The sequence below is a fragment of the Frankia sp. CgJB1 genome, from assembly GCF_977947065.1.
This window is the reverse complement of sequence record NZ_CDWTNB010000050.1, coordinates 1-24,196: the sequence shown is the minus strand read 5'-3', so window position 1 is coordinate 24,196 and position 24,196 is coordinate 1. Positions and strand designations below refer to the sequence as shown.

17 protein-coding genes, 2 tRNA genes and 1 pseudogene are annotated in these 24,196 nt (G+C 69.5%); 4 read left to right on the top strand and 16 right to left on the bottom strand.

Translation table 11 applies throughout. From position 1 onward, the window contains the following. The 10 genes and pseudogenes from AC08OT_RS08295 to AC08OT_RS08250 all read right to left on the bottom strand — a co-directional run. A pseudogene (locus AC08OT_RS08295) lies at positions 1 to 1,464 on the bottom strand (hypothetical protein); the annotation flags it as partial. Positions 1,465 to 1,724: 260 nt separating this feature from the next. Further along, positions 1,725 to 2,474, bottom strand: coding sequence for a TIGR03936 family radical SAM-associated protein (locus AC08OT_RS08290; RefSeq protein ID WP_476592186.1), 750 nt, complete (start codon positions 2,472 to 2,474; stop codon positions 1,725 to 1,727). Beyond that, entirely contained in the window at positions 2,458 to 4,497 is a 2,040-nt protein-coding gene (locus AC08OT_RS08285; protein ID WP_476595335.1) for a TIGR03960 family B12-binding radical SAM protein, read from the bottom strand. Before AC08OT_RS08285 ends, AC08OT_RS08290 begins: the two co-directional genes overlap by 17 nt. Positions 4,498 to 4,568: 71 nt before the next feature. Next, entirely contained in the window at positions 4,569 to 5,804 is a 1,236-nt protein-coding gene (gene rodA, locus AC08OT_RS08280) for a rod shape-determining protein RodA (RefSeq protein WP_462186092.1), read from the bottom strand. A 95-nt stretch (positions 5,805 to 5,899) separates the two neighbouring features. Further along, positions 5,900 to 8,101: a penicillin-binding protein 2 gene (mrdA, locus tag AC08OT_RS08275; RefSeq protein ID WP_476602696.1), complete on the bottom strand. Its 2,202-nt coding sequence runs from the start codon at positions 8,099 to 8,101 to the stop codon at positions 5,900 to 5,902. Then, the gene (mreD, locus tag AC08OT_RS08270; protein WP_476592192.1) at positions 8,098 to 8,640 is read right to left on the bottom strand and encodes a rod shape-determining protein MreD; all 543 of its coding nucleotides are present in this window, start codon (positions 8,638 to 8,640) and stop codon (positions 8,098 to 8,100) included. The genes mrdA and mreD overlap by 4 nt, the downstream gene beginning before the upstream one ends. 5 nt (positions 8,641 to 8,645) lie before the next feature. Beyond that, positions 8,646 to 9,611, bottom strand: a complete 966-nt coding sequence (gene mreC, locus AC08OT_RS08265; protein ID WP_476592183.1) for a rod shape-determining protein MreC — start codon at positions 9,609 to 9,611, stop codon at positions 8,646 to 8,648. Positions 9,612 to 9,850: 239 nt separating this feature from the next. Further along, a complete protein-coding gene (locus AC08OT_RS08260; RefSeq protein ID WP_011435655.1) occupies positions 9,851 to 10,882 on the bottom strand; it encodes a rod shape-determining protein in 1,032 nt (343 codons plus the stop codon). A gap of 431 nt (positions 10,883 to 11,313) precedes the next feature. Next, a complete protein-coding gene (gene ndk / locus AC08OT_RS08255) occupies positions 11,314 to 11,727 on the bottom strand; it encodes a nucleoside-diphosphate kinase (protein ID WP_476592182.1) in 414 nt (137 codons plus the stop codon). Between the two features lie 173 nt (positions 11,728 to 11,900). Then, positions 11,901 to 13,316, bottom strand: coding sequence for a glutamate ligase domain-containing protein (locus AC08OT_RS08250; RefSeq protein WP_476592181.1), 1,416 nt, complete (start codon positions 13,314 to 13,316; stop codon positions 11,901 to 11,903). Between the two features lie 189 nt (positions 13,317 to 13,505). On the opposite strand from AC08OT_RS08250, the gene AC08OT_RS08245 reads away from it, so the two are divergent. Further along, entirely contained in the window at positions 13,506 to 14,825 is a 1,320-nt protein-coding gene (locus AC08OT_RS08245; protein ID WP_476602695.1) for a bifunctional folylpolyglutamate synthase/dihydrofolate synthase, read from the top strand. A 10-nt stretch (positions 14,826 to 14,835) separates the two neighbouring features. Here the strand turns inward: AC08OT_RS08245 and clpX are convergent, their stop codons facing one another. The 5 genes from clpX to AC08OT_RS08220 form a co-directional block, all read right to left on the bottom strand. Beyond that, complete coding sequence (gene clpX, locus AC08OT_RS08240; protein ID WP_462186098.1) at positions 14,836 to 16,122, bottom strand: ATP-dependent Clp protease ATP-binding subunit ClpX; 1,287 nt, start codon at positions 16,120 to 16,122, stop codon at positions 14,836 to 14,838. Between the two features lie 362 nt (positions 16,123 to 16,484). After that, a complete protein-coding gene (locus AC08OT_RS08235) occupies positions 16,485 to 17,165 on the bottom strand; it encodes an ATP-dependent Clp protease proteolytic subunit (RefSeq protein ID WP_476602694.1) in 681 nt (226 codons plus the stop codon). A 56-nt stretch (positions 17,166 to 17,221) separates the two neighbouring features. Continuing rightward, positions 17,222 to 17,863, bottom strand: coding sequence for an ATP-dependent Clp protease proteolytic subunit (locus AC08OT_RS08230; protein ID WP_011435649.1), 642 nt, complete (start codon positions 17,861 to 17,863; stop codon positions 17,222 to 17,224). Between the two features lie 336 nt (positions 17,864 to 18,199). Beyond that, on the bottom strand, positions 18,200 to 19,645 hold the full coding sequence (gene tig / locus AC08OT_RS08225; RefSeq protein WP_476595671.1) for a trigger factor: 1,446 nt from the start codon (positions 19,643 to 19,645) through the stop codon (positions 18,200 to 18,202). Positions 19,646 to 19,703: 58 nt separating this feature from the next. Next, positions 19,704 to 19,776, bottom strand: a tRNA-Pro gene (locus AC08OT_RS08220). A gap of 47 nt (positions 19,777 to 19,823) precedes the next feature. Here AC08OT_RS08220 and AC08OT_RS08215 point away from each other — a divergent pair. Next, positions 19,824 to 19,897: transfer RNA gene (locus AC08OT_RS08215), tRNA-Gly, on the top strand. Positions 19,898 to 20,018: 121 nt separating this feature from the next. On the opposite strand, the gene AC08OT_RS08210 is transcribed toward AC08OT_RS08215, so the two are convergent. After that, on the bottom strand, positions 20,019 to 21,143 hold the full coding sequence (locus AC08OT_RS08210) for an acyl-CoA dehydrogenase family protein (RefSeq protein WP_476592689.1): 1,125 nt from the start codon (positions 21,141 to 21,143) through the stop codon (positions 20,019 to 20,021). A 225-nt stretch (positions 21,144 to 21,368) separates the two neighbouring features. Between AC08OT_RS08210 and AC08OT_RS08205 the strand changes: the two genes are divergently transcribed. Together AC08OT_RS08205 and AC08OT_RS08200 are read left to right on the top strand one after the other, a co-directional pair. Continuing rightward, positions 21,369 to 21,665 carry a hypothetical protein gene (locus tag AC08OT_RS08205; RefSeq protein ID WP_476596950.1) on the top strand — a complete coding sequence of 99 codons (297 nt, stop codon included), beginning with the start codon at positions 21,369 to 21,371 and terminating at the stop codon, positions 21,663 to 21,665. Between the two features lie 389 nt (positions 21,666 to 22,054). Continuing rightward, a complete protein-coding gene (locus tag AC08OT_RS08200) occupies positions 22,055 to 23,782 on the top strand; it encodes a class I SAM-dependent methyltransferase (protein WP_476592687.1) in 1,728 nt (575 codons plus the stop codon). Positions 23,783 to 24,196 lie beyond the last annotated feature (414 nt).

Below are 24,196 nucleotides of genomic sequence, written 5' to 3'. Positions count from 1 at the left end.
CTCGTCGCCGCCGGCGCGCCGCCGCCGCCGCCGGCGGCGGCGGGCCCCTCCCAGCCGGTCGTCCTCGTCCTCACCGTCACGCTCGGCGTTTTCCTCCGCCGCGCCGGGGGGCGTCTCGGCGCCCTCATCCGACGCGCCGGCCGGCACCGATCCGGTTCCCTGCCCGGCCGCGGACGAGCCGTCCGCACCGTCCGCGTCCTGCGCCACACCCTCGCGACCCGTGTCGTCCGCGGCCGCGACGCCGTCCTCCGGGCCGGACTCCACGCCGTCCTCGTCGCCCCGGGCCCGACCACGACCACGGCGACCACGGCGCCGACGGCGGGTGGAGGCCGAGCCGCCCCCGTCCGGGTCGTCGTCGAATTCGCTGTCCTCCTCGCCGCCCGCGAGGTCGCCCATCGTGTCAAGATCGGTCGTGTCGAGATCGGTCGTGTCGAGATCGGTGACCACGTCCGCCTCGTCCCGGGGATGAGCCGGTGCCTCGGCATGCTGCCGCTCGGCGGACGGGAACGCCGTGCCCGCCACGGAGTCCACCGCGGTGGCGGCGGATCCGAGTTCGGCGGCACGCCGCCAGCGAGCCTCCACGACCGCCGGTTCGGGAGCCTGGAAGGTCACCATGGCGACCGGTCGCCGGAGCACGGGACGGATCGCCGGCTCGACGACCAGCTCGTTATGGATCCCGGCCCAGGTCGGAGCGGTCGCCCGCCTGGCCTTTGTCACCGCACTCCGGCTGCTGCCGACCTCGGGCTCGGCAGAGCTCGACTCAGCGGTCGACTCCCGGGCCACCGGCTCGGCGACGCCGGGCTCATCGGTCCCGGGCTGCGCGGACTCCGGTTCCGCGGGCCCGGGCGTGTCGGGAGCCGACGCCACGGCGGCGGTCGAACCCGCGGGTACACCGACGGACCCGGTCGCACCGACATCCGGCATCGCCGGACCGAGGGCGGTCGCAGCGGCCGGGTCCGGCACCGCGGCAGCGGGCGTCATCAATCCGGAGATGGCACGACGGGCCCTGGTCCGTTTCGGCTTCGCAGCGACGTCCGGCGATACGACGTCCCGCGACACCTCCTCGGCGGGAGGGGCGACCGCCACCTCGGTCACCTCACGCACCGCGCGGCGGCTGCGTGCCACCCGGGCGCGCCGCGCCGGCACCGGTCCGGTGGCCTCCGCCGTGTCGTGCGGGGCCGGGATGACAGTGACGGATTCGACGGTGGCGGGTTTATCGACCGGAACTGGTTCGCCGACCGGGGTGGTCAAGGGAGCGTCGGCTTCGGCGGTATCCGCCGGTTCCATCCTGGCCCTGGTGGAGCCGCGGGCCGTCCGGGCGCGGGTAGTCGAACCGGCGTCCCGGCGACGGCGCCGGCCCTCGGCCTGCGCCGAGGGCGCGTCGCCGGAGGTCTCGTCTGGAAGGGGCCCGCCCGGGACCTGGGCGACGGCCGGGTCCGGAACCGGATTCCCGGCTGGCGCCACATCGGTCACGCTCGGCCCGGCGGTGACATGCTCATCAACGGGTGGGCCTGCCGCTCGTCCCGCGGCCCTGCGCCTATGCGCTGCCGGTCGGGTGGGCTCAGATTCAGTCTGGATAGTCAGATCGTCGTCGGGCACGGGTTAAGAAGCCTCTCGGGCTCCCGGGCGCGCTGCTCATGCAGTCGCGACCGCGCAGAAGCCGCTGTCTCGGTCCGGCGCGGGTACCGCCGGGAATCCTGCGACGCCCTGCAACACGCTGAGGTTCAACCCACCAGCCGGCCAGCGCCGTTGCGGTCCTGCGCCAGCGGGTCCGCCACAGTGCCGTCCTCACGCAGTCGGCCCTGTTCGAGCCGGGTAGACTCGGGCGGCACCGACGAGCGCAGGCTGGCTACCACGCCTAGGGCGGTCAGCACGTCGTCTGGTCGTACAGCGGGCGTCGTGTGCCGCACGACCATCTCTAGTATCGCACACGTGTCGTTCTCTGCGCGGCAAACGGCGGAGACCACTGCCGCGCGCACATCGAACCGTCGCCGGCCGTCCTTCGTCGCCCGCTCAACTTCGACCATGTCGCGGCGCAACAGCTCCCGCACGGCGGCGGAGACCTCCGGAGCTGAGGCACCCGGCAGCCGTACCGACCACCGCGAGGCGTCGATCCGCTCGGCGAGGCCGCCGCCTTCCGCCCGGCGGCACGCGAGCACGTCCAGCCCCGGCGGAAGAACGGCGTCCAGGCCGACCCGCAGCGCATCCGGATCGACCGAGGCCGCCAGGGCCAGCTCGACGTATTCGGCCTCACTGGCCGCCCCGGTCGGCGCGGCGCCCAGCCACGAGATCCGCGGATGCGGACTGAATCCCGCCGAATAGGCCATCGGGACCCCGGCTCGGCGCAACGCGCGCTCGAACGTGCGCGCCACGTCCCGATGTGAGAGGAATCTCAGCCGGCCCCGCTTCGCGAAACGAAGTCGCACCCGTTCGACCACCGGCGGAGGCGGCGGTCCCTCAGGTCGCCGCGCCACTGCCCACCGGAGCCGGGGCGAGCCGCGACGCGGTCGCGGGATCGGGTTGAACGGCTGGCTGCGGTCGCTCGGCCTGCCCGGACCCGGGGCCCTGGAGGTTCGACACCGCAAGCACGGGGAGCAGTCGACGTCCGGTCGGGCCGATCTGGGTGTCGGTGCCCATCGTCGGGCAGACCCCGCAGTCGTAGCAGGGTGTCCAGCGACAGTCATCGAGCTCATTCCCGCTCAGCGCTTCCTGCCAGTCGGCCCACAGCCAGTCCCGGTCGAGGCCCGCGTCGAGGTGATCCCAGGCCAGCACCTCGCGTTCGTCACGCTCGCGGGTGGTGAACCAGTCCAGCGACACCCCCAGCGGTCCGAGCTCCGCCGCGCACGCGGACTCCCAGCGTTCGAACGAGAAGTACTCGTTCCAGCCGTCGAAGCGGCCACCGTCCCGCCAGACCCGTTCGATCACCGCACCCACCCGGCGGTCACCGCGAGCCAGCAGGCCCTCGATGATGCCTGGCCGACCGTCGTGGTAACGGAAACCGATCGCCCGACCCACCTCACGATCGGCGCGCACGGCATCACGGAGCAGCTTCAGCCGAGCGTCGGTCACCTCGTGCGGCGCCTGCCCCACCCACTGAAACGGGGTGTGCGGCTTGGGCACGAACCCGCCGATCGACACGGTGCAGCGGATGTCGCGCTGCCCGCTAACCCGCCGACCGGCCCGGATGACCTCCCGGGCGAGGTCGGCGATCTCCAGCACGTCTTCGTCGGTCTCGGTCGGCAGGCCGCACATGAAATAGAGCTTCACCTGCCGCCAGCCGTGAGCGTAAGCGGTGCTGACGGTGCGGACCAGGTCCTCGGCACTGACCATCTTGTTAATGACCCGGCGCAGCCGCTCGGAACCGCCCTCAGGGGCGAAGGTCAGCCCGCTACGCCGGCCGTTACGGGAGAACTCGTTCGCGAGTGTGACGTTGAAGGCGTCCACCCGGGTGGACGGCAGGCTCAACGAGACGTTCGTGCCCTCGTACCGGTCGGCGAGACCGGTGGCGATCTCGCCGATCTCGGTGTGGTCCGCGCTCGACAACGACAGCAGGCCGACCTCGGAGAATCCCGTCGCGCGCAGCCCCGCGTCGACCATCGCACCGATGGTGGCGATGTTACGCTCACGCACCGGACGGGTGATCATCCCGGCCTGGCAGAACCGGCAGCCCCGGGTGCAGCCGCGGAAGATCTCCACGCTCATCCGCTCGTGCACCGTCTCGGCGAGCGGGACCAGCGGAGCCTTCGGATACGGCCAGGAGTCGAGATCGGACAGCGTGTGCTTGCTCGGCCGGACCGGCACGTCGTCCCGGTTGCGGGTGACCGACCGAATACGGCCGTCGGGCCGGTAAGAGACGTCGTAGAACGCCGGCACGTACACCAGGCGCCGACGGGCCAGCCAGTGCAACAGCTCGCCCCGGCCACCGGGACTCCCGGCCGCCTTCCAGGCGCGAACCACGTCGGTGATGCCCAGCACGGCCTGCTCGCCGTCGCCGAGCACGACGGCGTCGACGAACGTGGCGATCGGCTCGGGATTGAAGGCGGCATGCCCCCCCGCGATGACCAGCGGATCAGCGTCGGTGCGCTCGGCCGCGTGCAACGAGATCCCGGCAAGATCGAGTACCGTCAGCAGGTTGGTATACCCGAGCTCGGTGGCGAAACTGACGCCCAACAGGTCGAAATCGCCCACCGCGCGGTGGGCGTCCACCGTGAACTGCGGCAGCCCGTGCTCGCGCAGCAACGCTTCCAGGTCCGGCCACACCGAGTAGGTGCGCTCGGCGAGCACATCCGGCTGCTCGTTGAGGATCTCGTACAGAATCTGCAGCCCCTGGTTGGGCAGGCCGATCTCGTAGGCGTCCGGATACATCAGGCACCAGCGGACGGCAGCGGAGTCCCAGGGTTTGACCGTGGAGTTGCCCTCGCCTCCGACGTACTGCACGGGCCTTCGCACCCGCGGGAGCAGCGGCTCCAGGCGAGCGAACAGCGACTGTCCGGACATGCATGCGAGCCTACGGCACACACCAGGTCCACCTCGACGCTCGGCCGGGCGGGAAGTGCAGCCGGGCGGGCTCAGGAGGCATACGGGTCCGATCGGGATCGCAGCCGCACGTTCTGCAGGAGCCCGACAGCGATCATGTTTGCGAACATCGACGAACCGCCGTAGGAGAGAAAAGGCAACGGCAGGCCGGTAACCGGCATGATGCCCAGGCACATGCCGATGTTGACGAACGCCTGGAAGGTGAACCAGGAGACGACCCCGGTGGCGACGAGCGTGCCGAAGGAGTCCTGCGAGTCGAAGCCGATTGACAGGGCCCGCCACAGAACCACGCCGAGCAGCACGATGATTCCGCCAGCCCCGAGGTATCCCAGTTCCTCCCCCGCGACACTGAACACGAAGTCTGTCTGCTGCTCGGGGACGAACTGGCCCTGGGTCTGCTGGCCGTGCAGCAGGCCCCGTCCGGAGATTCCGCCGTTGGCGATCGCGATCATCGCCTGGTCGACGTTGTAGCCCGTGCCGGACGATGCCTTGTTCTCGGAGACGAACGAGGTCAGCCGGGCCTCCTGATACGGCTTCAGGAGGTGGAACTGGAGGATCGCGCCGCCAAACAGCACACCGCAGAGGATCAGCCCCAGCACCCATCGGCGCGGCGCGCCGCTGACCGCCAGCATGCCGAGGGTGGTGAAGACCAGAACCATGACGGTACCGAAGTCCGGCTGCAACATGATCAAGCCGGTCGGGACCACGGTGAGCCCGAGCACGAGCAGCACGTCACCGTGGCCGGGGGCGCCGCGCCGGACTCCCGTGTGCCGGTCCTCGTGTTTCTCACCGAAGATCATCGCCACGCCGACCACGAGCGCCACCTTAGCGAACTCGGACGGCTGCAGCTGGAAGCCGGCAGGCAGCACAATCCACGAGTGCGCGCCGTTGATCGTCGAACCGAACGGGAGTACCGCGACGAGCCCGACGAGCGAGCCGAGATAGACGAAGGGCGCGTAGGCCCGCACCGCCCGGTAGTCGATGACGGTCGCAACCGCGCCGAGCACCAGCCCGATGGCCAGGTTCAGCAGGTGCCGATCGAGGAAGGTGTTGGGATCACTGCCCGCCTCGCTGAGCCGCTGGCGGGTCGCCGACCAGACCAGCAGAGCACCGAGAACGGACAACGCGATGACGCAGAGCTGCAGCGGCCAGTCGAGCCGGCGCAGCGGCGAGTGGGGTCCGGAAGCCCTCTCCCGCAGGTGCCCGATCCGCCCCCGGATGGGCACCGGAGACGATCGAAGTGCGGTGGGTCCCGCTTCGTCTACCACTGCGCCTCCCGCCACCACCGTCACGCCGACGCAACATTCACATCCTGGGCTCCCACCTCATCCCGAGGCCCCGCCCTCACGGCACAAGGTGGCCGTCAGGGTGGCGCCCGGCCCATCGCCGTCGCGCCCGCGCCGCTGGTACCGGACAGGGGGCCGGACAGGGGGCCGGACAGGACCGGCGCCGATCCGGCCGGCGATGTCGGCGTCGCGGGGGCGGGCTGCGGTGACGACGCCGCGATCGTCCCGTCCCGGTTGATCTTCGGCGGCTCGGCCGGCGGTTTCCCACCCGGCATCGCCGCCGGCCGGCCGACACCGTAGATCGCCTGGTAGATCTGCTTGGCCACCGGAGCCGCGAACTCCGCGCCGGTCCCGGAGTCCGGGATGGTGACCACGACGGCGAACTGGGGGTCGTTCGCCGGCGCGAAGGAGGCGAACCAGGAGGTGTCCCCCTTGCCCTCGACCTCGGCGGTTCCGGTCTTTGCCGCGATCGGGACGACGTCGCTCGGCCAGTCCGCGAAGACGCCGGTGGCGGTGCCCCCGCCCTCCGTCGTCACCCCCCGCAGGCTGTCCCGGATGTAAGCAAGGTTCTCCGGTGAGACCGGCAGCGTCCCGGCCCGGCGCGGCGCGAAGGTCCTGACGACCTTGCCGTCCGGAGACACGGTGGCCTTGGCGAGGGTGGGCTTGTACAGGGTGCCGCCGTTGGCGATGGCCGCATAGGCGACGGCGAGCTGCAGCGGGCTCAGCGACAGGTACTGGCCCTGGCCGATCGCGAACTGGGCAGCGGCACCGGCGTTGTACAGATAGCCGTCGACGCACGCCTCGGCGGCGTACTTGCGGTACCGCTCGGCCTTGGCCGGGTCGGGTTCCTCCGGGTAGCCGTTCTTGGCCCGCCGGCAGTAGGAGTCCTTGAGCTCCGCCCAGATCGCCTTGGCGCCGGCGCGGTCGACGACGAAGCCCCGCGTTTCGCCGGGCAGGTCCAGCCCGGTGGTCCGGCCCAAGCCCATCGCCTGGGCCATCCTGACAAAGTACTCTTTCGGGGCGGAATAGGGCCCACGGCCGTTGCGCAGCCCGCCGTCCGCGAGCCAGGCGTCGTAGGCGAACTTGTCGAAGATGACGTCACAGGAGATGACCAGCGCCTGGTGCAGGGTGATCGGACCGGCCGACTGGCCGTCGAAGTTGTGGAAGACCTGGTCACCGATCTGCAGGCTGGGCACGCAGTCGTAGAGGTCGTTCCCCTTGGCGCCCAGGTTCTGCAAGGCGACGGCGGCGGAAATGGCCTTGAAGGTGGAGCCGGCCGCCCCCGACCCCTGGTAGGCCCGCGAGAGCAGCGGGATGCCGTTCGCGGGATCGGACAGCGCCCGGTAGTCGTTCTCCGAGACCCCGCCGACGAAGACCGACGGGTCGTAGGACGGCAGGCTCGCCATCGCGACCACCCCGCCGGTGCGCACGTCCAGCACGACCGCGGAAGCGGTGCGCGGGCCGCCCCCGAGCTTGTTGATCGTGTCCGTCAGCGCCTGCTCGACCGCCTGCTGCACGTCGAGGTCAAGGTTGAGCACCAGGTGGTCACCGCTGAGCGGCGCGGTGGTCGACGCGGTACCGGCCACCCGGCCGAACCGGTCCACCTCCAGGCGTTCCACCCCGTCGGTGCCGCGCAGCTCGTCGTCATAGGTGTTCTCCAGGCCGGCAACGCCGATCAGGCTGTTGAGGTGGTAGCCCTTCTCATCCCCCTGCTTGTCGAGCTGGTCCTGACTGACCGGCGCGAGATAGCCCAGCTCGTGCGCGGCCAGCGCGCCATGCGGGTACTCGCGGACGGCCTGCAGGTCGGCGGAGACGCCGGGGAAGCGGTCGGGATGTTCGATGACGGCGAGGGCCTGCTGCGGGCTGACGTCCTTGGCGACCGGTACCGGCTGGTAGGGCGATCCGTTCCAGCAGGGCGGCTTCACCTGGGCGCTACAGAACCGGATCCGCCGGGCGAGCTCGTCCACGGGGGTGCCGATCACCGCGGCGAGGCGGGCGAGGACGGCCCGGCCCTGGTCGGCCTGCCGATCCGTGGTCGACCGGTTCACCGAGATGACCAGCGACGTACGGTTGCGGACGAGGGCCTGCCCCTTATCGTCAAGGATCATCCCCCGGGTCGCGGGCGTCACCACCTCGCGGACCCGGTTGGTCTCGGCGACCCGGCGGTACCGGTCACCGTCCAGGATCTGGAGTACCCACAGCCGCGCGCCGAGTGTGATGAGCAGGGAAACGACCAGCACGCGCAGCAGCAGGACGCGGACCCGCACCCGGTCGTTCATCGCGACTCCCGCCGCCGACCGCCGGCCAGCCGCCGGGAGCCCGCGAGCAGCAACGGGAACAGGAACGGGGTGAGCAGGAGGGCGTAGACGCCGGCCGCCAACGCCCGCAGCACAGCCTGACCTCCCGTCAACGCCGCCTCACCGAGGATCGAGGTGGTGGCGGCGTACCCGAGAGTGCCCAGCACACTCGCCCCACCGATCGCCGCCAGGGGAACCACCACCGACCGCTCCGCCGCATCCATCGCCAGTCCGATAGCGTAACCGATCAGACACAAAACGAGAGCAGTCTGACCGAGAACATGAGTGGAGGACAGATCGGCCAGCAATCCCGCCACGAAGCCGGCGACCGCGCCGAGCAGCGGCCCCTCGATCAGCGCGATCGCCGCCAACAGGACGAGCATGAGGTCGAGCCGGCCGCCGGGCAGGCCCAACCGGGCAATCACGGAGACCTGGAGGATCAGGGCGACGGTCAGGAGCACGACCGCGGCCACGACGGCGCGCCCGCGCAGGGTCTCCTCAGGGCCGGCGGTGCCCCACATCACGCTCAACCCGCTCCGCCCCGGACACCGGATGCCGCCCCGGCCGGTGATCCCCCCACCGGCGACCCGGCAGTGGGGGACGGCGGGGCCGGCGGGACAAGCGCAGCCGGCTCGGTCGGCACCGGCCTGGGCTTCAGTACCCGGTCGCCGGGGTCAGCCGGTGGCTTGCCAACCACCACTCCGACCAGGTCCAGAGTGCCGACCGACGCGTACGGTCTGACCTCGGCGGTCCGCGACAGACCATCGACGTCGGTGACCTTGGTGACTGCACCGATCGGGACGCCGGCGACGTAGTCGAGGCTGCCAAAGGTGACCAGCCGATCGCCCTTCTGCACCCGGTACGAGGCGTCGTACAGCGTGAAGGTCAACGTGCTTGGTCCCTGCCCACCGACCACGGCACCGAGCAGCTGGGTGCGTTCGAGCCGGGCTCCGATGTGACTGCCCGGGTCGCAGGCCAGCCGGACGATTGCGGTGTGCTCGGTCACGCCGGACACCGTGCCGACCAGCCCGTCGGCATTGAGCACGGTCTTGTCGACCACGATGCCGTCGGCCCTGCCGGCGTTGATGGTGACGGTCCAGTCCGTCCCCGTCACGTCACCGACCGCAATCACCTTTGCCGGCACGACGGTGTACTGGCCCTTATCTGCCAGCAAACGAAGATCTGCGAGTTCGGTTGACATCCGGCCGATCTCGGTGTCGTCGGCGATCTGGCGGCGCAGGCGGGCGTTCTCCTCCGCGAGTCGGTCCGCCCGGTCGTGATAGCGGTTCGGGTGTGTCAGGGAGGAGACGGTCCGGCCGATCGGGCGGGTGACCGTCGTAACGCCGTTCTCGACCCCCCCGAAGATCGAGTGCAGGACCCCGCGTGCTCCGGTGGCCGATCTCCCGGTCCGGTAGTCCAGGGTGATCAGGGTGAAGGCGACGATGAGCAGGGCGACGATCACCAGGCGGGATCGCCTCGTGCCACGGCCCACAACACCCTCCGAACACACTCTTGCGCGATCCGGTGCCACGCGGCGACGGCCACGCGGCACCAGGCGCCGCTCCGGCTATTCCAATGGGAAAGGATCGGTCCAATGGGAAGGGATCGGCAAGGGCCCTGCGCAACCGCCTAGAATTCGTAATGAAGTAATTAATGCAAGCCAATATGCGTCTTCGCAGGTCACGGGCTCGCGAGGACCCCGAAGTGAACAAGTTATTTTATTCCGAATCCCTAGCGCCGCGGCTCGGAGATCAGTACCTGCTGTAGGGCCTCGAACTCCTCCACGCACTTGCCCGACCCCATTGCAACCGAATGCAGCGGATTCTCCGCGATGTGGATCGGCATGCCGGTCTCCTGCCGCAGCCGCTCGTCGAGACCGCGCAGCAGCGCCCCGCCGCCGGTGAGGACGATGCCGCGGTCCATGATGTCGCCGGAGAGCTCCGGCGGGCAGCGGTCGAGGGTCACCTTCACCGCGTCGATGACCGCGTTGACTGGATCCTCGATCGCCTTGCGGATCTCCTCCGCCGTCACCACGATCGTCTTCGGCAGTCCAGTGATCAGGTCGCGCCCACGGATCTCGGCGCTGGGCTCGTCGGGAACCTTGTGCGCCGACCCAATCGCCATCTTAATCTCCTCGGCGGTGCGTTCGCCGAGCATCAGCGAGTACTCCTTCTTGACGTAGGAGATGATCGCGACGTCGAGTTCGTCCCCGGCGGTGCGGATCGACTGGCTGGTGACGATGCCGCCCAGTGAGATCACGGCGACCTCGGTGGTGCCCCCACCGATATCCACGACCATGTTGCCGGTCGGCTCGTGCACCGGCAGACCAGCGCCGATCGCCGCGGCCATCGGCTCCTCAATGATGTAGACCTTTCGGGCGCCGGCCTGGTAGCCGGCGTCCTTCACGGCCCGCTGTTCCACTCCCGTGATGCCGGAGGGCACACACACGACCAGCCTGGGCTTGGCGAAATGGCGCCGCCGGTGCACCTTCTGGATGAAGTAGCGCAGCATCCGCTCGGTCGTCTCGAAGTCGGCGATGACGCCGTCCTTCAGCGGCCGCACGGCCACCACGTTGCCGGGCGTCCGGCCGATCATCCGCTTGGCGTCGGTTCCGACGGCGAGAATGCCCGAGGTGGTGGTGTTGATCGCGACCACGCTCGGTTCGTTGAGGACGATCCCGCGGCCGCGCACGTACACCAGCGTGTTGGCGGTACCGAGGTCGACGGCCATGTCACGACCGAGGAACGACAGCGAACTGGACATCGTCGGGTACCGACCTTCCCGGGGGATGCGGTCCTGGCCGCCTCCGGCGTGACCGACAGGCACGGCCTACCGAGGAGCCGGAGAAGCGCGTGGAACACGTACAGAGTTCGTAGATCGAACAGGACGACCCAGGCGCCCACCGGGGATTCGACCACGGCCACCGACCACGACCCTGTCGGTTACCGCGACCCACCGGACACGCTCCGGGCAAGTACTTGAAGGGTAGACCGACACCGGGCCCCTCGCCGCCCCGGTCGGTGATGGGCCGGTTTCGTGTCACCCTTGGGCCGGAACCGCCTTGCGCACACCCACGAATCACGAGGGCGACACGCCTACGGTCCCGGCCAGGCCCTGAGAGGCCACCCGGAATCCGACCGGCGGCGTCTCGGGACGTCTCGGGAACGCCCCGGTCGGTGTGAACGGCTACGCGGTCAGCTCAGGCCCGGGAAGAAGAGGTCGATCTCCCGCTTGGCGGACTCCGGCGAGTCCGAGCCGTGCACGAGGTTCTGGCCGATCTCCAGCGCGTAGTCCCCACGCAGCGAGCCGGGCGCGGCCTTGACCGGATCGGTCGCGCCGATCAGCCCACGCGACGCCTCCACCGCACGCGGCCCCTCGGCCACGAGGGCCACCAGCGGCCCGGAGGTGATGAAGTCGACCAGTTCACCGAAGAACGGCTTGCTGGCGTGCTCGCCATAGTGCGTCTCGGCGACGGACCGCTCCAGCGTGCGCAGTTCGAGCGCCACCAGCGTGAGCCCCTTGCGCTCGAGCCGGCCGACGACCTCACCGACGAGGCCACGGCTGACGCCATCGGGCTTGACCAGGATGAGGGTACGCTCGACGAACACGGTACTCCTTCTCGATCATCGACTTCGTCGTCCTTGACGAGGGACCCAAGGATCCCCCGTCAACTTACAGGGTGCCCACGCCCGCACCGTGACGGAACCGCGGCGTCCCGGAAACACCCCGCAACCGCATCAGGAACGCGTCGGGAACATGTCGGGAAACCCAGGAGGACGTGTCACGGGCGCAGCAACGCCCGGGCCCGACCCACGACAGATGCCGAACCAGTGATCACCACGCCGGCGCCCCCCAGATTGGCGTCCTCCTCGGCGATGCGCACCCCGGCGTCGATCGCGTCGTCCAACCGGGGTACGACCTCCACCCGGTCGGCGCCGAAGACACCCACGGCGACCGCGGCGAGACCGTCGACCGGCAGCGATCCGGGCCCGGCACCGGCGGTGACCACCACCGTGTTCAGGACCGGCTCCAGGACGGCCAGGAGCTCCGCCGCATCCCGCCCGCCAGCACCGTCCCGAGCGGCGGCACCGTCCCGAGCGGCGGCACCCTCGACCTCGCGCTCGATGGCGATGACCCCGACGAGGACGTCGAAGGTGAACGCCTCGTCGAGCGCCGCGGCCAGCGCGCCCGCCGCCACGGGCGAGTCGGCCACGTCAAGAATGATCGTCGGGGACCGGCGGACGACCTCCAGCCGGCCCCGGGGGGAGTCCACCTCGGCGAAACCGGCGCGGACCGCATCGACGTCGAGCTGGTTGCGCCCGCCGCCGAGGAACGCCTCGACCGCGGCCAGCGCGACCGCTGCGTTGTGGGCCTGATGCGCGCCGTGCAGCGGCAGGAAGATCTCCTCGTAGGTGCCGCCCAGTCCCTTCAGTGTGATCATCTGCCCCCCGACAGCCACCTGCCGGCCGAGTACGCCGAACTCCAGCCCCTCCCGGGCGACCGTCGCCCCGGTCTCGGCGGCGCGCCGCAGCAGCGCCTGCGCGGCGGGCAGGACCTGCTGGGCCAGCACGACCAGGGTGTCGGCGCGGATGACCCCCGCCGTCCGCGCGGTGATCCGGTCCAGGCCCGCCGCCGGCTCCCGCTCGCCCACCGCCACGGGGGTGACGACCGACACCGGCGCGTCGAGCAGTGCGCTCAGCTCGCCGGCGTCGTCCCAGCCGGACTCAATCACGGCGAGGTCGGCGGGAGCGTCGGCGAAGGCGGCGAAGACCACGGCGGCAAGCAGCTCGAAGGCGCTCAGCCGGCCGTCGTCCTCGATCAGCGGCAGGTACGGCGCGATATCGGCGTAGGCGCGGCCGAGGACGTCGGGATCGATCGTGGCGCCGGCCAGCCCCACCCGCTGCTCGGCCCCAAGCCAGCCCGGCGAACTCAACGATCCCGCGCGGATGCCGAACGAGTGCAGCAGCGCGGTAATCGCCGACATCGTGGAGCTCTTCCCCACCGAGCCGGTCACCACGATGCTCGGAAGGGCCCGCTGCGGCTGGCCGAGCAGATCCAGCAGACGGTTCAGCCGGTCGAAGCCCGGCCGGGCGCGGACCTCGCGGCGCCGGGAGCACTCGGCCGCGAACGCGCGTGGGCCCTCCCGCTCATGATCAGGATCATGGGTGGTTCCGGTGGTCCCGGCGGCGCCTGTCACATCCCCGATGGTACGGCCCGATGGTCCGGGTCCACCGGGTTCACTCCCGCCCACGCAAGTGCCCGCGCAGGTGCCCGCGCTCCCCCCCGCAGAGGACGCGTCCGGCGCACCTGCCCGCAGACTCCCGCGGACTACTGTCGACCCCAGGTCGAAGGAGGGCGAAACCAGCCTGTGAAGTGGAACCAGCCTGTGAAGTGGACGTACGAGTCGGCGTGGGCCGCCCTGAACAACACGGTGGATCTCGAGAAGCAGACGATGCCGGCGGGTCGGCCGGTGCCGAGCCTCGACCGGATGCGGGAGCTGGCGGGCCGGCTCGGGGATCCGCACCGGGCGGTTCCGCTGATCCATCTGACCGGCACGAACGGCAAGACCTCGACGGCGCGGATCATCTCGGCGCTGCTGGGCGCGGCGGGGCTGCGGGTGGGGCTGTACACCAGTCCGCATCTGGAGCGGGTGAACGAGCGCCTGGTCGTCGACGGCCAACCGATCGGCGACGAGGAATTCGGACGCTGCGTGGGCACCGTCCTGGACGCGGCCGCCCCGATGAGCGGACGGCCCACCTTCTTCGAGCTGCTGACGGCCACCGCCTTCCGATGGTTCGCCGACCTGGCCGTCGACGTCGCCGTGGTCGAGGTGGGCCTGCTCGGCCGCTGGGACGCCACGAACACCGCCGACGGGCGGGTCGCGGTCGTCACCAGCATCGGCGCGGATCATCTGGACTACGCCGGGAGTATGGCGGGCGTGGCCCGCGAGAAGGCCGGGATCGTCAAGCCCGGCAGTCACCTGGTGCTCGGTGAGGTGGACCCCCGCTTCTACGACATCTTCGCCCGGACCCCGGCCACGGATATCCTGCGGCTGGGCCAGGACTTCGCCGCGGTCGCCGGCCACCCGGACGCGGCGGGTCGACGGGGCGGTTTCCGCACCCCGCAGGCGCGCTACGACGACGTGCGGCTGTCCCTGCACGGTGCCTATCAGGATGCCAACGCGGCGTGCGCCCTGGCCGCCGTGGAGACCTTCGCCGGTCATCCCCTCCCCGACGCCGTGGTCCGGACCGGTCTCGGGGGCGTTCGGGCGCCGGGACGCCTGGAAATCGTACGCGCACAGCCGCTGTGCGTGCTTGACGGGGCGCACAACCCGGCAGCGGGCGCGGCGCTCGCCCGGTCCCTGGGTGAGGAGTTCCCCGGGCGGGAGTGGACCGTCGTCTACGGGGCGCTGCGCGGTCACGACTACGAAGGGACTCTCGCGGAACTGCGCCACCAACCGATCAGCTCGCTGATCGCCTGCGAACCGGCGTCACCGCGGGCCATCCACGCCGAGCGCCTGGTCTCCGCGGCGCGGGCGCGGGGGATGCCGGCCCACGCCGCCTCCGACGTCGGCTGCGCCGTCCGCCACGCCCTGCGGGACGCGGCGGGGCCGGGTGGGGCGATCCTGGTGACCGGGTCTTTCTACCATCTGGCTGAGGCCCGCCGGACCCTGACCGCGCTGGACCCGACGCACGGGATGCACTGAGTGGGCGCCGTCAGGCCGACTTCTCCTGGCGGGGAGGCCGCTTGGACACGACGTCGCGCGGGACCAGCGTCGGATTGACGTGCTCCAGCACGACCTCGCGGGTGACGACGACCCGGGCCACGTCCTTGCGGCTCGGGATGTCGTACATCACCGAGAGCAGGACCTCTTCCATGATCGCTCGCAGCCCGCGGGCACCGGTCCCACGCAGGATCGCCTGGTCCGCGATGGCCTCGAGCGCGTCCGAGGTGAAGTCGAGGTCGACGCTGTCCAGCTCGAACAGTCGCTTGTACTGGCGGACGAGGGCGTTCTTCGGCTCGGTGAGGATGCGGATCAGCGCCTCCCGATCCAGGTTGGACACGCTGGTGATCACCGGGAGCCGGCCGATGAACTCCGGAATCATGCCGTACTTCAGCAGGTCCTCGGGCATGATGTCGCCGAAGACGTCGGATCCGTCCGGGTCGTCCTTGCCGTGCAGTACGGCGCGGAACCCCAGCGACTTCTTGCCGATCCTCGACTCGATGATCCGGTCGAGCCCGGCGAACGCCCCGCCCACGATGAACAGCACGTTCGTCGTGTCGATCTGGATGAACTCCTGATGCGGGTGCTTGCGCCCGCCCTGTGGCGGCACACTGGCCGTGGTGCCTTCGAGGATCTTCAACAGGGCCTGTTGCACGCCCTCACCGGACACGTCCCGCGTGATGCTCGGGTTCTCCGACTTCCGGGCGATCTTGTCGACCTCGTCGATGTAGATAATCCCGGTCTCGGCCTTTTTGACGTCATAGTCGGCGGCCTGAATGAGTTTGAGCAGAATGTTCTCGACGTCTTCCCCGACGTAGCCCGCCTCGGTCAGCGCGGTGGCATCGGCGATGGCAAACGGGACGTTGAGCATTCGCGCGAGAGTCTGGGCGAGCAGCGTCTTGCCGCAGCCCGTCGGCCCGAGCAGCAGGATGTTGCTCTTCGCGAGCTCGACCTCGCCCTTGCTCCCGTCACCGCTGGATCCGCCCGCCTGGACCCGCTTGTAGTGGTTGTAGACCGCGACGGAGAGGGTCTTCTTCGCCGTCTCCTGCCCCACCACGTAACTGTCGAGGAACTCGTAGATCTCGCGTGGCTTGGGCAGTTCGTCCCACTTGAGCTCGGAGGATTCGGACAGCTCCTCCTCGATGATCTCGTTACAGAGATCGATGCACTCGTCGCAGATATAGACGCCAGGGCCGGCGATGAGCTTCTTCACCTGCTTCTGCGACTTACCGCAGAACGAGCACTTGAGCAGGTCACCGCCATCACCGATGCGTGCCACCGAGGACTCAGTCCCTTCGTCCAGACGATGGTGTCGCCTGCATGTCAGGGGCGGTTGACACCGCCCAGTCGTCGCGTGTCTGCCTGCAACCATCCCCGTGGGGACGGTACCCCGCCGAGCCGTCCGGTGAGAGCCCAATCGCTCGGCTCATACCGGTCAGCCTACGGTCACCTTGGCCGTCCTCGCCCGTCCACGCAGTCCCATTAGGCCATCGCGTCACGGACGAGAACTGCTGACCGGGTTTCACCGCGTCGGCGCGTCGGGTGTGGTAGCGGCCGACGGCCGACGACCGCGTGCCGGCCTCGCGAGACGTCACGCCTCGCGAGGCTCCGACCGCGGGGTCGGACCGCCGGCCCGGCACCTCAGCGAGCGGTGGCGAGCCGGGAGGACTTCCGGGTCTTGATGACCTCGTCGATCAGGCCGTACTCCTTGGCCTCGTCGGCACTGAAGATCTTGTCACGCTCGATGTCCTTGCGGATGTCCTCTTCCTTCTTGCCGGTGTGGACGGCGAGCATCCGCTCCAGCAGGGACCGCATCCGCAGGATCTCCCGCGCCTGGATCTCGATGTCGCTCGACTGGCCCTCGCCCTGCGCCGACGGCTGGTGGATGAGGATCCGGCTGTTCTCCAGCGCGAACCGCTTCCCCGGCGTGCCCGCCGCCAGCAGCACCGACGCCGCCGACGCCGCCTGCCCCATGCAGATCGTCGAGATGTCCGGCCGCACGAACTGCATCGTGTCGTAAATCGCCGTCAACGACGTGAACGACCCACCCGGCGAGTTGATGTAGATCGAGATATCCCGGTCGGGATCCTCGGACTCCAGGAACAGCAACTGCGCCATCACGTCGTTCGCCGACACATCATCGATCTGCACACCGAGGAAGACGATCCGCTCCTTGAGCAGCTTCGAGTACGGATCCATGCCGTACTCGCCGCGGGAGGTTTTCTCGATGATGTTCGGCAGGACGTAGCGGCCCTGCGACTGGGCGGCTGCCTGGCGGGCCTGCTCGTGCCGCGTCTGCTGGTACAGCGTGTCGTGGAACATGGTGGCTGCCTCCGGGACGGATGACGACGGTTCGATCCGGTGAGCGGGGGCTCCGCTCAGCTCACCGGGCCTTCGCTGGGAACCTGGCGGGCCTGCTGGACGACGTGGTCGACGAAGCCGTAGTCCTTGGCCTCCTCGGCGGTGAACCACCGGTCCCGGTCGGAGTCGCGCTCGATCTGCTCGATCGGCTGACCGGTGTGGAAGGCGATGCGCTCCTGCATCATCCGCTTGGTGTAGAGCATCTGCTCCGCCTGGATGGCGATGTCGGAGGCGGTGCCCCCGATCCCACCGGACGGCTGGTGCATCATGATCCGCGCGTGCGGCAGGGAGTAGCGCTTACCCGACGCACCGGCGCAGAGCAGGAACTGCCCCATCGACGCGGCGAGACCGAGCGAGACGGTCGCGACATCGTTCTCGACGAACTGCATGGTGTCGTAGATCGCCATACCGGCGCTCACCGACCCACCCGGCGAGTTGATGTAGAGGAAAATGTCGCGGGTCGGATCCTCCGCGTTGAGCAGCAGGAGCTGCGCACAGATCGCGTTGGCGATCGAGTCCTCGACGACCGAGCCGAGGAAGACGATGCGGTTGGCCAACAGACGGTTGAAAACCTGGTCGTCGAACGCGGGTCCACCCTGACCGGGTGCACGAAGGTCCGGACCCGGAACCGGCAGGCGCGGGGCTGCGATGTTACTCACGGTCAGCTCCTCGACTTCCTCACATGGGGCGGCTGATTGACCGGCTCGACACTATCTGTGACACGCCCCAGTTCCCGCCCTTCCCGCCCGATGTTCGCGCTGGGCGTGAGGACGGGCCAGTCCGGCCGGCCCGGGGCCGCTGGGCGCTCATGGCCAGCCGGGCGCGGGCTGGTTCGGCGCGGCGCCGTCCGGTCACGGAAGGCGGCGATGGTGAGACGAAAAGCGGGGGCTGGCCACGGTTCCGGGTGGGAACGGTGACCAACCCCCACGATGCGCCTGTTATGACCCGATGGTTGCTTCGGGAGGAACTCGACCGCGCCAGCGGCGAGGCGCCGATCAGCCGTTGCCGTCGGTCTTTGCCTCAACTGGCTCAACCGGCTCAACCGTGGCGTCCCCGGGGGCGACTGCCTCCGCCGCGACGGTGACGTCGTGGTCATGATCCGCGTCCGCGTCGGCGCCCGGCTGCGGACGGGCCGGCAGAGCGAGCTCGACGGAGGTCCCCGCACTGTCGACGACTTTGGCGTTCTCCAGCAACAGGAAGAGCGCCTTGGTCCGCAGGACATCGGCCATCAGGGCCGTCAGACCCTCGCCCTGCGCAAGCTGCTGCGCGTAGACGTCCGGCTGCACCCCGGAGCGCTGGGCACGCAGGATGATCTGCTCCATCAGCTCGCCCTGGTCGATCCCAATCGACTCGGCATCGATCACCGCGTCCAGGATGAACTGGGAGCGGATGGCCTTGCCGGCGGACTCGCGGACCTCCGCGTCGAACTCCTCCTCGGTCTGGCCGAGGGTCTCCAGGTAGGACGTGCGGTCCGTGCCGATGTACTCCAGCTCGCGGGAGAGGCGGTGCTCACGGGCCTCGATCTCGCCGACGAGCAGCGAGCCGGGCACCGGCACCTCCACCCGCTCCAGGAGGCTTTCCAGCAACTTCTCCCGGGCTTGGCCGACCTGTTCGGTGCGGCGCGACTGCTCCAGGCGCGCCCGGATGTCCGCACGCAGCTCGTCGAGGGTGTCGAACTCGCTGACGGTGGTCGCGAAGTCGTCGTCCAGGGCCGGGAGCTCCTTCTCCTTGACCCCGCGGACCGTCGCCGTCACCTGGGCGGGCTGACCGGCCTGCTCGCCGGAGAGCAGCTCCGTGGTGAAGGTACGAGTCTCGCCGTCCGTGGCGCCGATGATCGCGTCGTCGAGACCCTCGACCAGGTTGCCACTGCCGACCTCGTAGGACAGCCCGGTCGCCTCGGCATCCTCGATCGGCGTGCCGTCTGCCTCGGCGGACAGGTCGAGCGAGACGTAGTCACCCGCCTGCACGACCCGCTCCACCGGCGTGAGCACCGCGAAACGATCACGCAGCGCGCCGACCTGCTCCTCGACCTGCTCGTCGGTGACCTCGACGGCGTCAACGATGACCTCAAGCTCCGAGAACTCCGGCAGGGTCACCTCGGGCCGGACGTCCACCTCGGCGGTGAAGACGAGCTGGCCGCCGTCGGCGAACTCGGTGATGTCCACCTCGGGCCGGGACAGCACGTCGACCTCCTCGGCCTGCACGGCCTCGGAGTAGAGCTGCGGCAGCGCCTCCTGGACGGCTTCGTCCAGGATGACATCCCGGCCCAGCCGCTGGTCCAGGATGCGCGGCGGGACCTTGCCCGGCCGGAAGCCCGAGACCCGGACCTGGCGGGCAAGCTTGCGATATGTGGCCTCGAGCGAGGGCTTGAGCTCGTCGAAGGGCACCTCGACAGTGAGCTTGACCCGGGTCGGGCTGAGGGTCTCCTTGGTGGCCTTCACGGCGCGACGGTCTCCTGGTACGACGTTGGACAGGGGGGTGACACGCCGAGGCTATCGGTCGGGGCGGGGAGACTCGAACTCCCGATCTCCTGCACCCAAAGCAGGCGCGCTAGCCACTACGCTACGCCCCGAGGCGTTGCCTGCTCATTCTACGGGGTAAGCTCGCATCGATCACCTCGCGGGTGTAGCTCAATGGCAGAGCCCCAGCCTTCCAAGCTGGCCATGCCGGTTCGATCCCGGTCACCCGCTCCACTCTGAGTGGGTTGTGTCCGTGCGGGGGCGGACACTCGTCGTTCCGCCAGGCCTACCGGAATGGCCGAGCCCCCCGCATGCTAGGTGGATCCTGCTCCGGGCGTGGTTGGTCTCTTGCCGGTCAGAGGGAGCGGGCGATGAGCTCCTTCATGATTTCGTTGGTGCCGCCGTAGATCCTCTGGACGCGGGCTGCGGCGTACATGCGGGCGATGGGGTACTCAGTCATGTAGCCGTAGCCGCCGAAGATCTGTAGGCAGCGGTCGACGATCTCGCACTGCTTGTCGGTGGCCAGGTATTTGGCCATGGACGCGGTTGCGCCGTCGAGCCGGCCAGCCACATGCTCGGTGATGCAGTGGTCGATGAAGGTGCGCAGCGCCAGCGCTTCGGTACGGCACTCGGCGAGCACGAACCGGGTGTTCTGGAATTCCAGCAGGGGTTTGCCGAACGCCGTGCGCTCCTTGGCGTAGGCGATGGCCAGGTCGACGGCGTGTTCGGCGGCAGCCGCGGCATTCACCGCGATGGACAGCCGTTCCTGCGGCAGTTGCTGTACCAGCTGCATAAAGCCTTGGCCCTCGGCCGGACCGAGCAGGTTGGCCGCCGGCACCCGCATGTCGGTGAAAGCCAGCTCGCGGGTGTCGGTGCCCATCGCGCCGATCTTCTGCAGCACCCGGCCGCGTTCGAACCCTTGCAGCCCTTGGGTTTCCGCCACGATCAGCGACAGCCCTCTGCCGCCGGGCGCGTTGCCGGTGCGGGCCACGATGATGAGCAGGTCACAGTGGGTACCGTTGGTGATGAACGTCTTCGCACCGTTGATCACGTAATGGTCACCCTCGCGCCGGGCGGTGGTGCGCACGGCCTGCAGGTCGCTACCGGTGCCCGGTTCGGTCATCGCGATCGCGCCGACGAACACACCGGACGCCAGTCTGGGCAGCCAGCGCTGCTTCTGCTCGTGGCCGCCGTAGGCGTTGATATAGCGCGCGACGATCGGGCTGTGCACCAGGTAGGCCCAGCAGTCGTCGGCAATGTAGCCCTGCTCGCGCAACACCACGGCCTCGTGCGCGAACGTGCCGCCACCGCCGCCGTACTCGATGGGGCAGCTGATGCACAGCAGGCCGATCTCGCCGGCCTTGTTCCAGAACTCGCGGTCGACCGCGTGCTGTTCGGTCCACCGCTCGTGGTTGGGTTCGGATTTCTTGGCCAGGAAGGTGCGGGTAAGGTTTTGGAGCTGATCGAGCTCCTCGGTCATCCACGATGATCGGTAGGTCATAGTCTGTCCTCAGTGGCCGGTGAAGTTGCCGGCGATCCATTCGGCGATCTTCGTCGCGGTGGCAAGGGTTTCGGTGTCGGGGCCGACCTGGCCGACCTACCCGATCTGCCCGTCAAAGGCCGCGGTCGCCGCGGTGTTGACGATGACGGCTTCTCCGATGCCCATGCTGTCCGACGGTACGGCAGGCTTTGCAAATGGTCAGCGGTGCTCGGCGTCCCCGCGCAAGGCAGCGCGGCCGAGATCGGCAGAGCCCACGACCCCGCCGTCGCCCGCATGCACGACCCCGCCGTCGCCCGCATGTACGCCGAGCACCCCGCCCAGCTGCGCTACCTGCGCCGCGCGCTGATCGACCCGGAACACGACAACACCAAGATGATCATCCTGCTTGCCGACCTCACTCCCTGCTCGCCGACCTCACTCTCAGCTAGGTCCGCGACCTACGTGCCGCCGGCATTTCCACCAAGCCCGATCCAGAGCACACCCAGGCGCTGGGCATCCTGATCCGCGAACTCGGCCCTCGCCTGCGGCAACCCGTGGTCGAGTAGTTCTGGAACCACCTCGCCCAGGACGCGCCCACCGCCGGGCCACCGCCAGAGCCGACGATCAAAATCAGACCGGTCCCGCGCCCCTGACGCAGAGCTCCGGCGTGCCTGCGGTGACGTTCTCCCGTGCCGCGGCGGGTGCGGCCGAACCCGGCGGCGTGTTCCGGCCCGGTTCAGCCTGGCCACCCGGTTCAGCCGCGCGGCGTGGAGCGGTCGGTGAAGCTTCGGCTGCAATTCGGATGCAAGAGGTATTTTGCGGGGGCTTCCCGACTGCGGACCGGATGCGGATCAAATATTCAGAGGAGGCCGATAGTGAGGCGTCGTGGCTGGCTCCCGGTAGCCGCGTGTGTGGGGATCGGCCTTAACGGCATCCGGCTGCGCGGCCGGGTAGGTGCCATCGACGTCATCGAATCGGTGGACCATGGGCATCCGGGAGGCGAGCCCGGCTCGGACGACCCTCACGCGCAGCATCCGTCGTACATCCTCCTCCTCGCCTCCGGAGTGCGTCTCGGCCCCGAGCATCGCCGCGCAGCCGACACCTACGCGCGTCGGCACGGCTACGAGGTCCTCGACCTGGTCCCAGCCGAGATGTCGGCGCACCGGATCCTCGACCTGGCGCGGATGGTCGACCCGTCCACCTACCGGTCAGCCCGGCTGGCCCGCGGTCGCGGGGCCTTCCAGGCGGTGCTCGTCAATGCAGAGGTGCTAGCCCGCACCGGCCTCACCACCGCGGACAGCACCGATCTCACCGAGGCCGAGCTCGTGGCCGTGCTCGAGACGTGCAAACGGCACGCTGCCGCCTCCACCGACCTCGCCGTGCTGCCCGGCCTGGTCGGTGCCGAGCCGGACGACGGTCGCACCCGGCTGTCCGTGCACCGCGCCGCCTATGCATGGGGGCCCGCCAGGCGGGTCCTGCCCGCGCTGCGGGACGCCGCCATCCTGCTCGGGGCTACCAGCAACCCGCTCGCGGCACTCACGGCGGTGACGATGTCCTGGCTGCAGCCGGTCGCCGTGGGCGGTAGCCGGCTACGGGTGACGCCCGGGACGCTGCGGCGCAGCATGCTGACGCGGCGACGCGGTGCCCTCCTCCAACTGGTGGGGATGCCGAGCCGAACCCGTGAGCTTCTCGGCGCACCGACCATCGGCCCGGATCCGGCGACGTGCCCGCGGGCTCCACGGCCGATCAGAACGGCGGGCAGGCCCACCCCCACGGAGATCACCAAGAGGAGATCCCAGTACCGGCGGGATCTCGCCAACGGTCTTGACCGGTTCCTCGAGCCGCCTCGCACGACCTGCCCGTGGTGCGGCGGAAACGACCTCTCCGTGCGCATGAACGGCCGCGACGTCTCCCAGGGCAAGCCCGGCCGGTTCCGCTACGACCAGTGCGGCGACTGCGGCCACGTCTTCCAGAATCCCCGGCTCTCCTTCGAAGGTCTGGACTTCTACTACCGGGACTTCTACGACGGACTCGGCGCCGCCATGATCGAGGAGGTCTTCGGGTTCAGCCCGGGACCCTATCTCCACCGGGCCAGCCTGTCGATACCGACGCCCCGTCGCTGGTTGGACGTGGGAGGTGGCCATGGACATTTCTGTAACGTGGCGAGAACGGTCTGGCCGACGACCTCGTTCGACGCACTCGACATCAGGGCGAGCATCGAGGAGGCGGAACGCCGACGCTGGGTAGATCGGGCCTACCGCGGATTATTTCCCGATATCGCCGCCGATCTGGCCGACCAGTACGACGTCATCAGCATGTTCCACTACCTCGAACACACCCGGGATCCGCTGGCCGAGCTGGATGCCGCCGCACTCGCGCTGGCCCCGGGCCGCCATCTGCTGATCGAGGTACCGAATCCGGAGAGCCCCGCGGCCCGTATGTACCGCCAACTGTGGCCGGGATGGCTGATTCCGCAACATCAGCACCTTATGCCGGCGGCCAATTTGGCAGCTGCCCTGAACGAACGTGGCTTCGCGGTCCAGAAGATCCGGTTCGGTGATGTCCATCAGCAGGGGGACCCGGTGATGGCCCTGTATGGGCTGCTCCAGACCGTCGCGCCGTCACCGTCCTCAGCGTAGCGCACCGAGGAGGATCCAGGACGCCCGCGGAGGATCCGGGCGCTGACCGCGGCCGCCATGGTCCCCGCATTCGTAGCAGGCCTGGCCCTGGACGCGATGAGCCGGCCTTATCTGACCGCCGGCAGCCGGTCGAACGCCTACCGCATCCTCGCCCGTCGGATGTGAACCGGAGCGCCATATTCCCACCACCCGAGCGTGATGGCCATGAATGGCCATGAACCGTGAGTGCCGGACACCACGGAACCATGGTGTCCGGCACCGTGCCGGCCAAAGAACCCGGGCGGGCATTGCCGATCGGAATCCGTTCCGGACACCCTCGCCAACGCCGCTACACGTTTCTCCTAGCGGTTCGCCGTATTTCAGTGGCGCTCCGTCCAGGTTCTCTCGTCAGCTCAGGCCCAGTCCAAGTCCCAG

Excerpts from the sequence above, each read along its gene's own strand:
- AC08OT_RS08260 (WP_011435655.1), bottom strand. The coding sequence starts at position 10,882 with ATGTCCAGTTCGCTGTCGTTCCTCGGTCGTGACATGGCCGTCGACCTC.
- mrdA (WP_476602696.1), bottom strand. The coding sequence starts at position 8,101 with ATGAACGACCGGGTGCGGGTCCGCGTCCTGCTGCTGCGCGTGCTGGTC.
- mreD (WP_476592192.1), bottom strand. The coding sequence starts at position 8,640 with ATGTGGGGCACCGCCGGCCCTGAGGAGACCCTGCGCGGGCGCGCCGTC.
- AC08OT_RS08285 (WP_476595335.1), bottom strand. The coding sequence starts at position 4,497 with ATGTCCGGACAGTCGCTGTTCGCTCGCCTGGAGCCGCTGCTCCCGCGG.
- AC08OT_RS08210 (WP_476592689.1), bottom strand. The coding sequence starts at position 21,143 with ATGACCGAGGAGCTCGATCAGCTCCAAAACCTTACCCGCACCTTCCTG.
- AC08OT_RS08235 (WP_476602694.1), bottom strand. The coding sequence starts at position 17,165 with ATGTTCCACGACACGCTGTACCAGCAGACGCGGCACGAGCAGGCCCGC.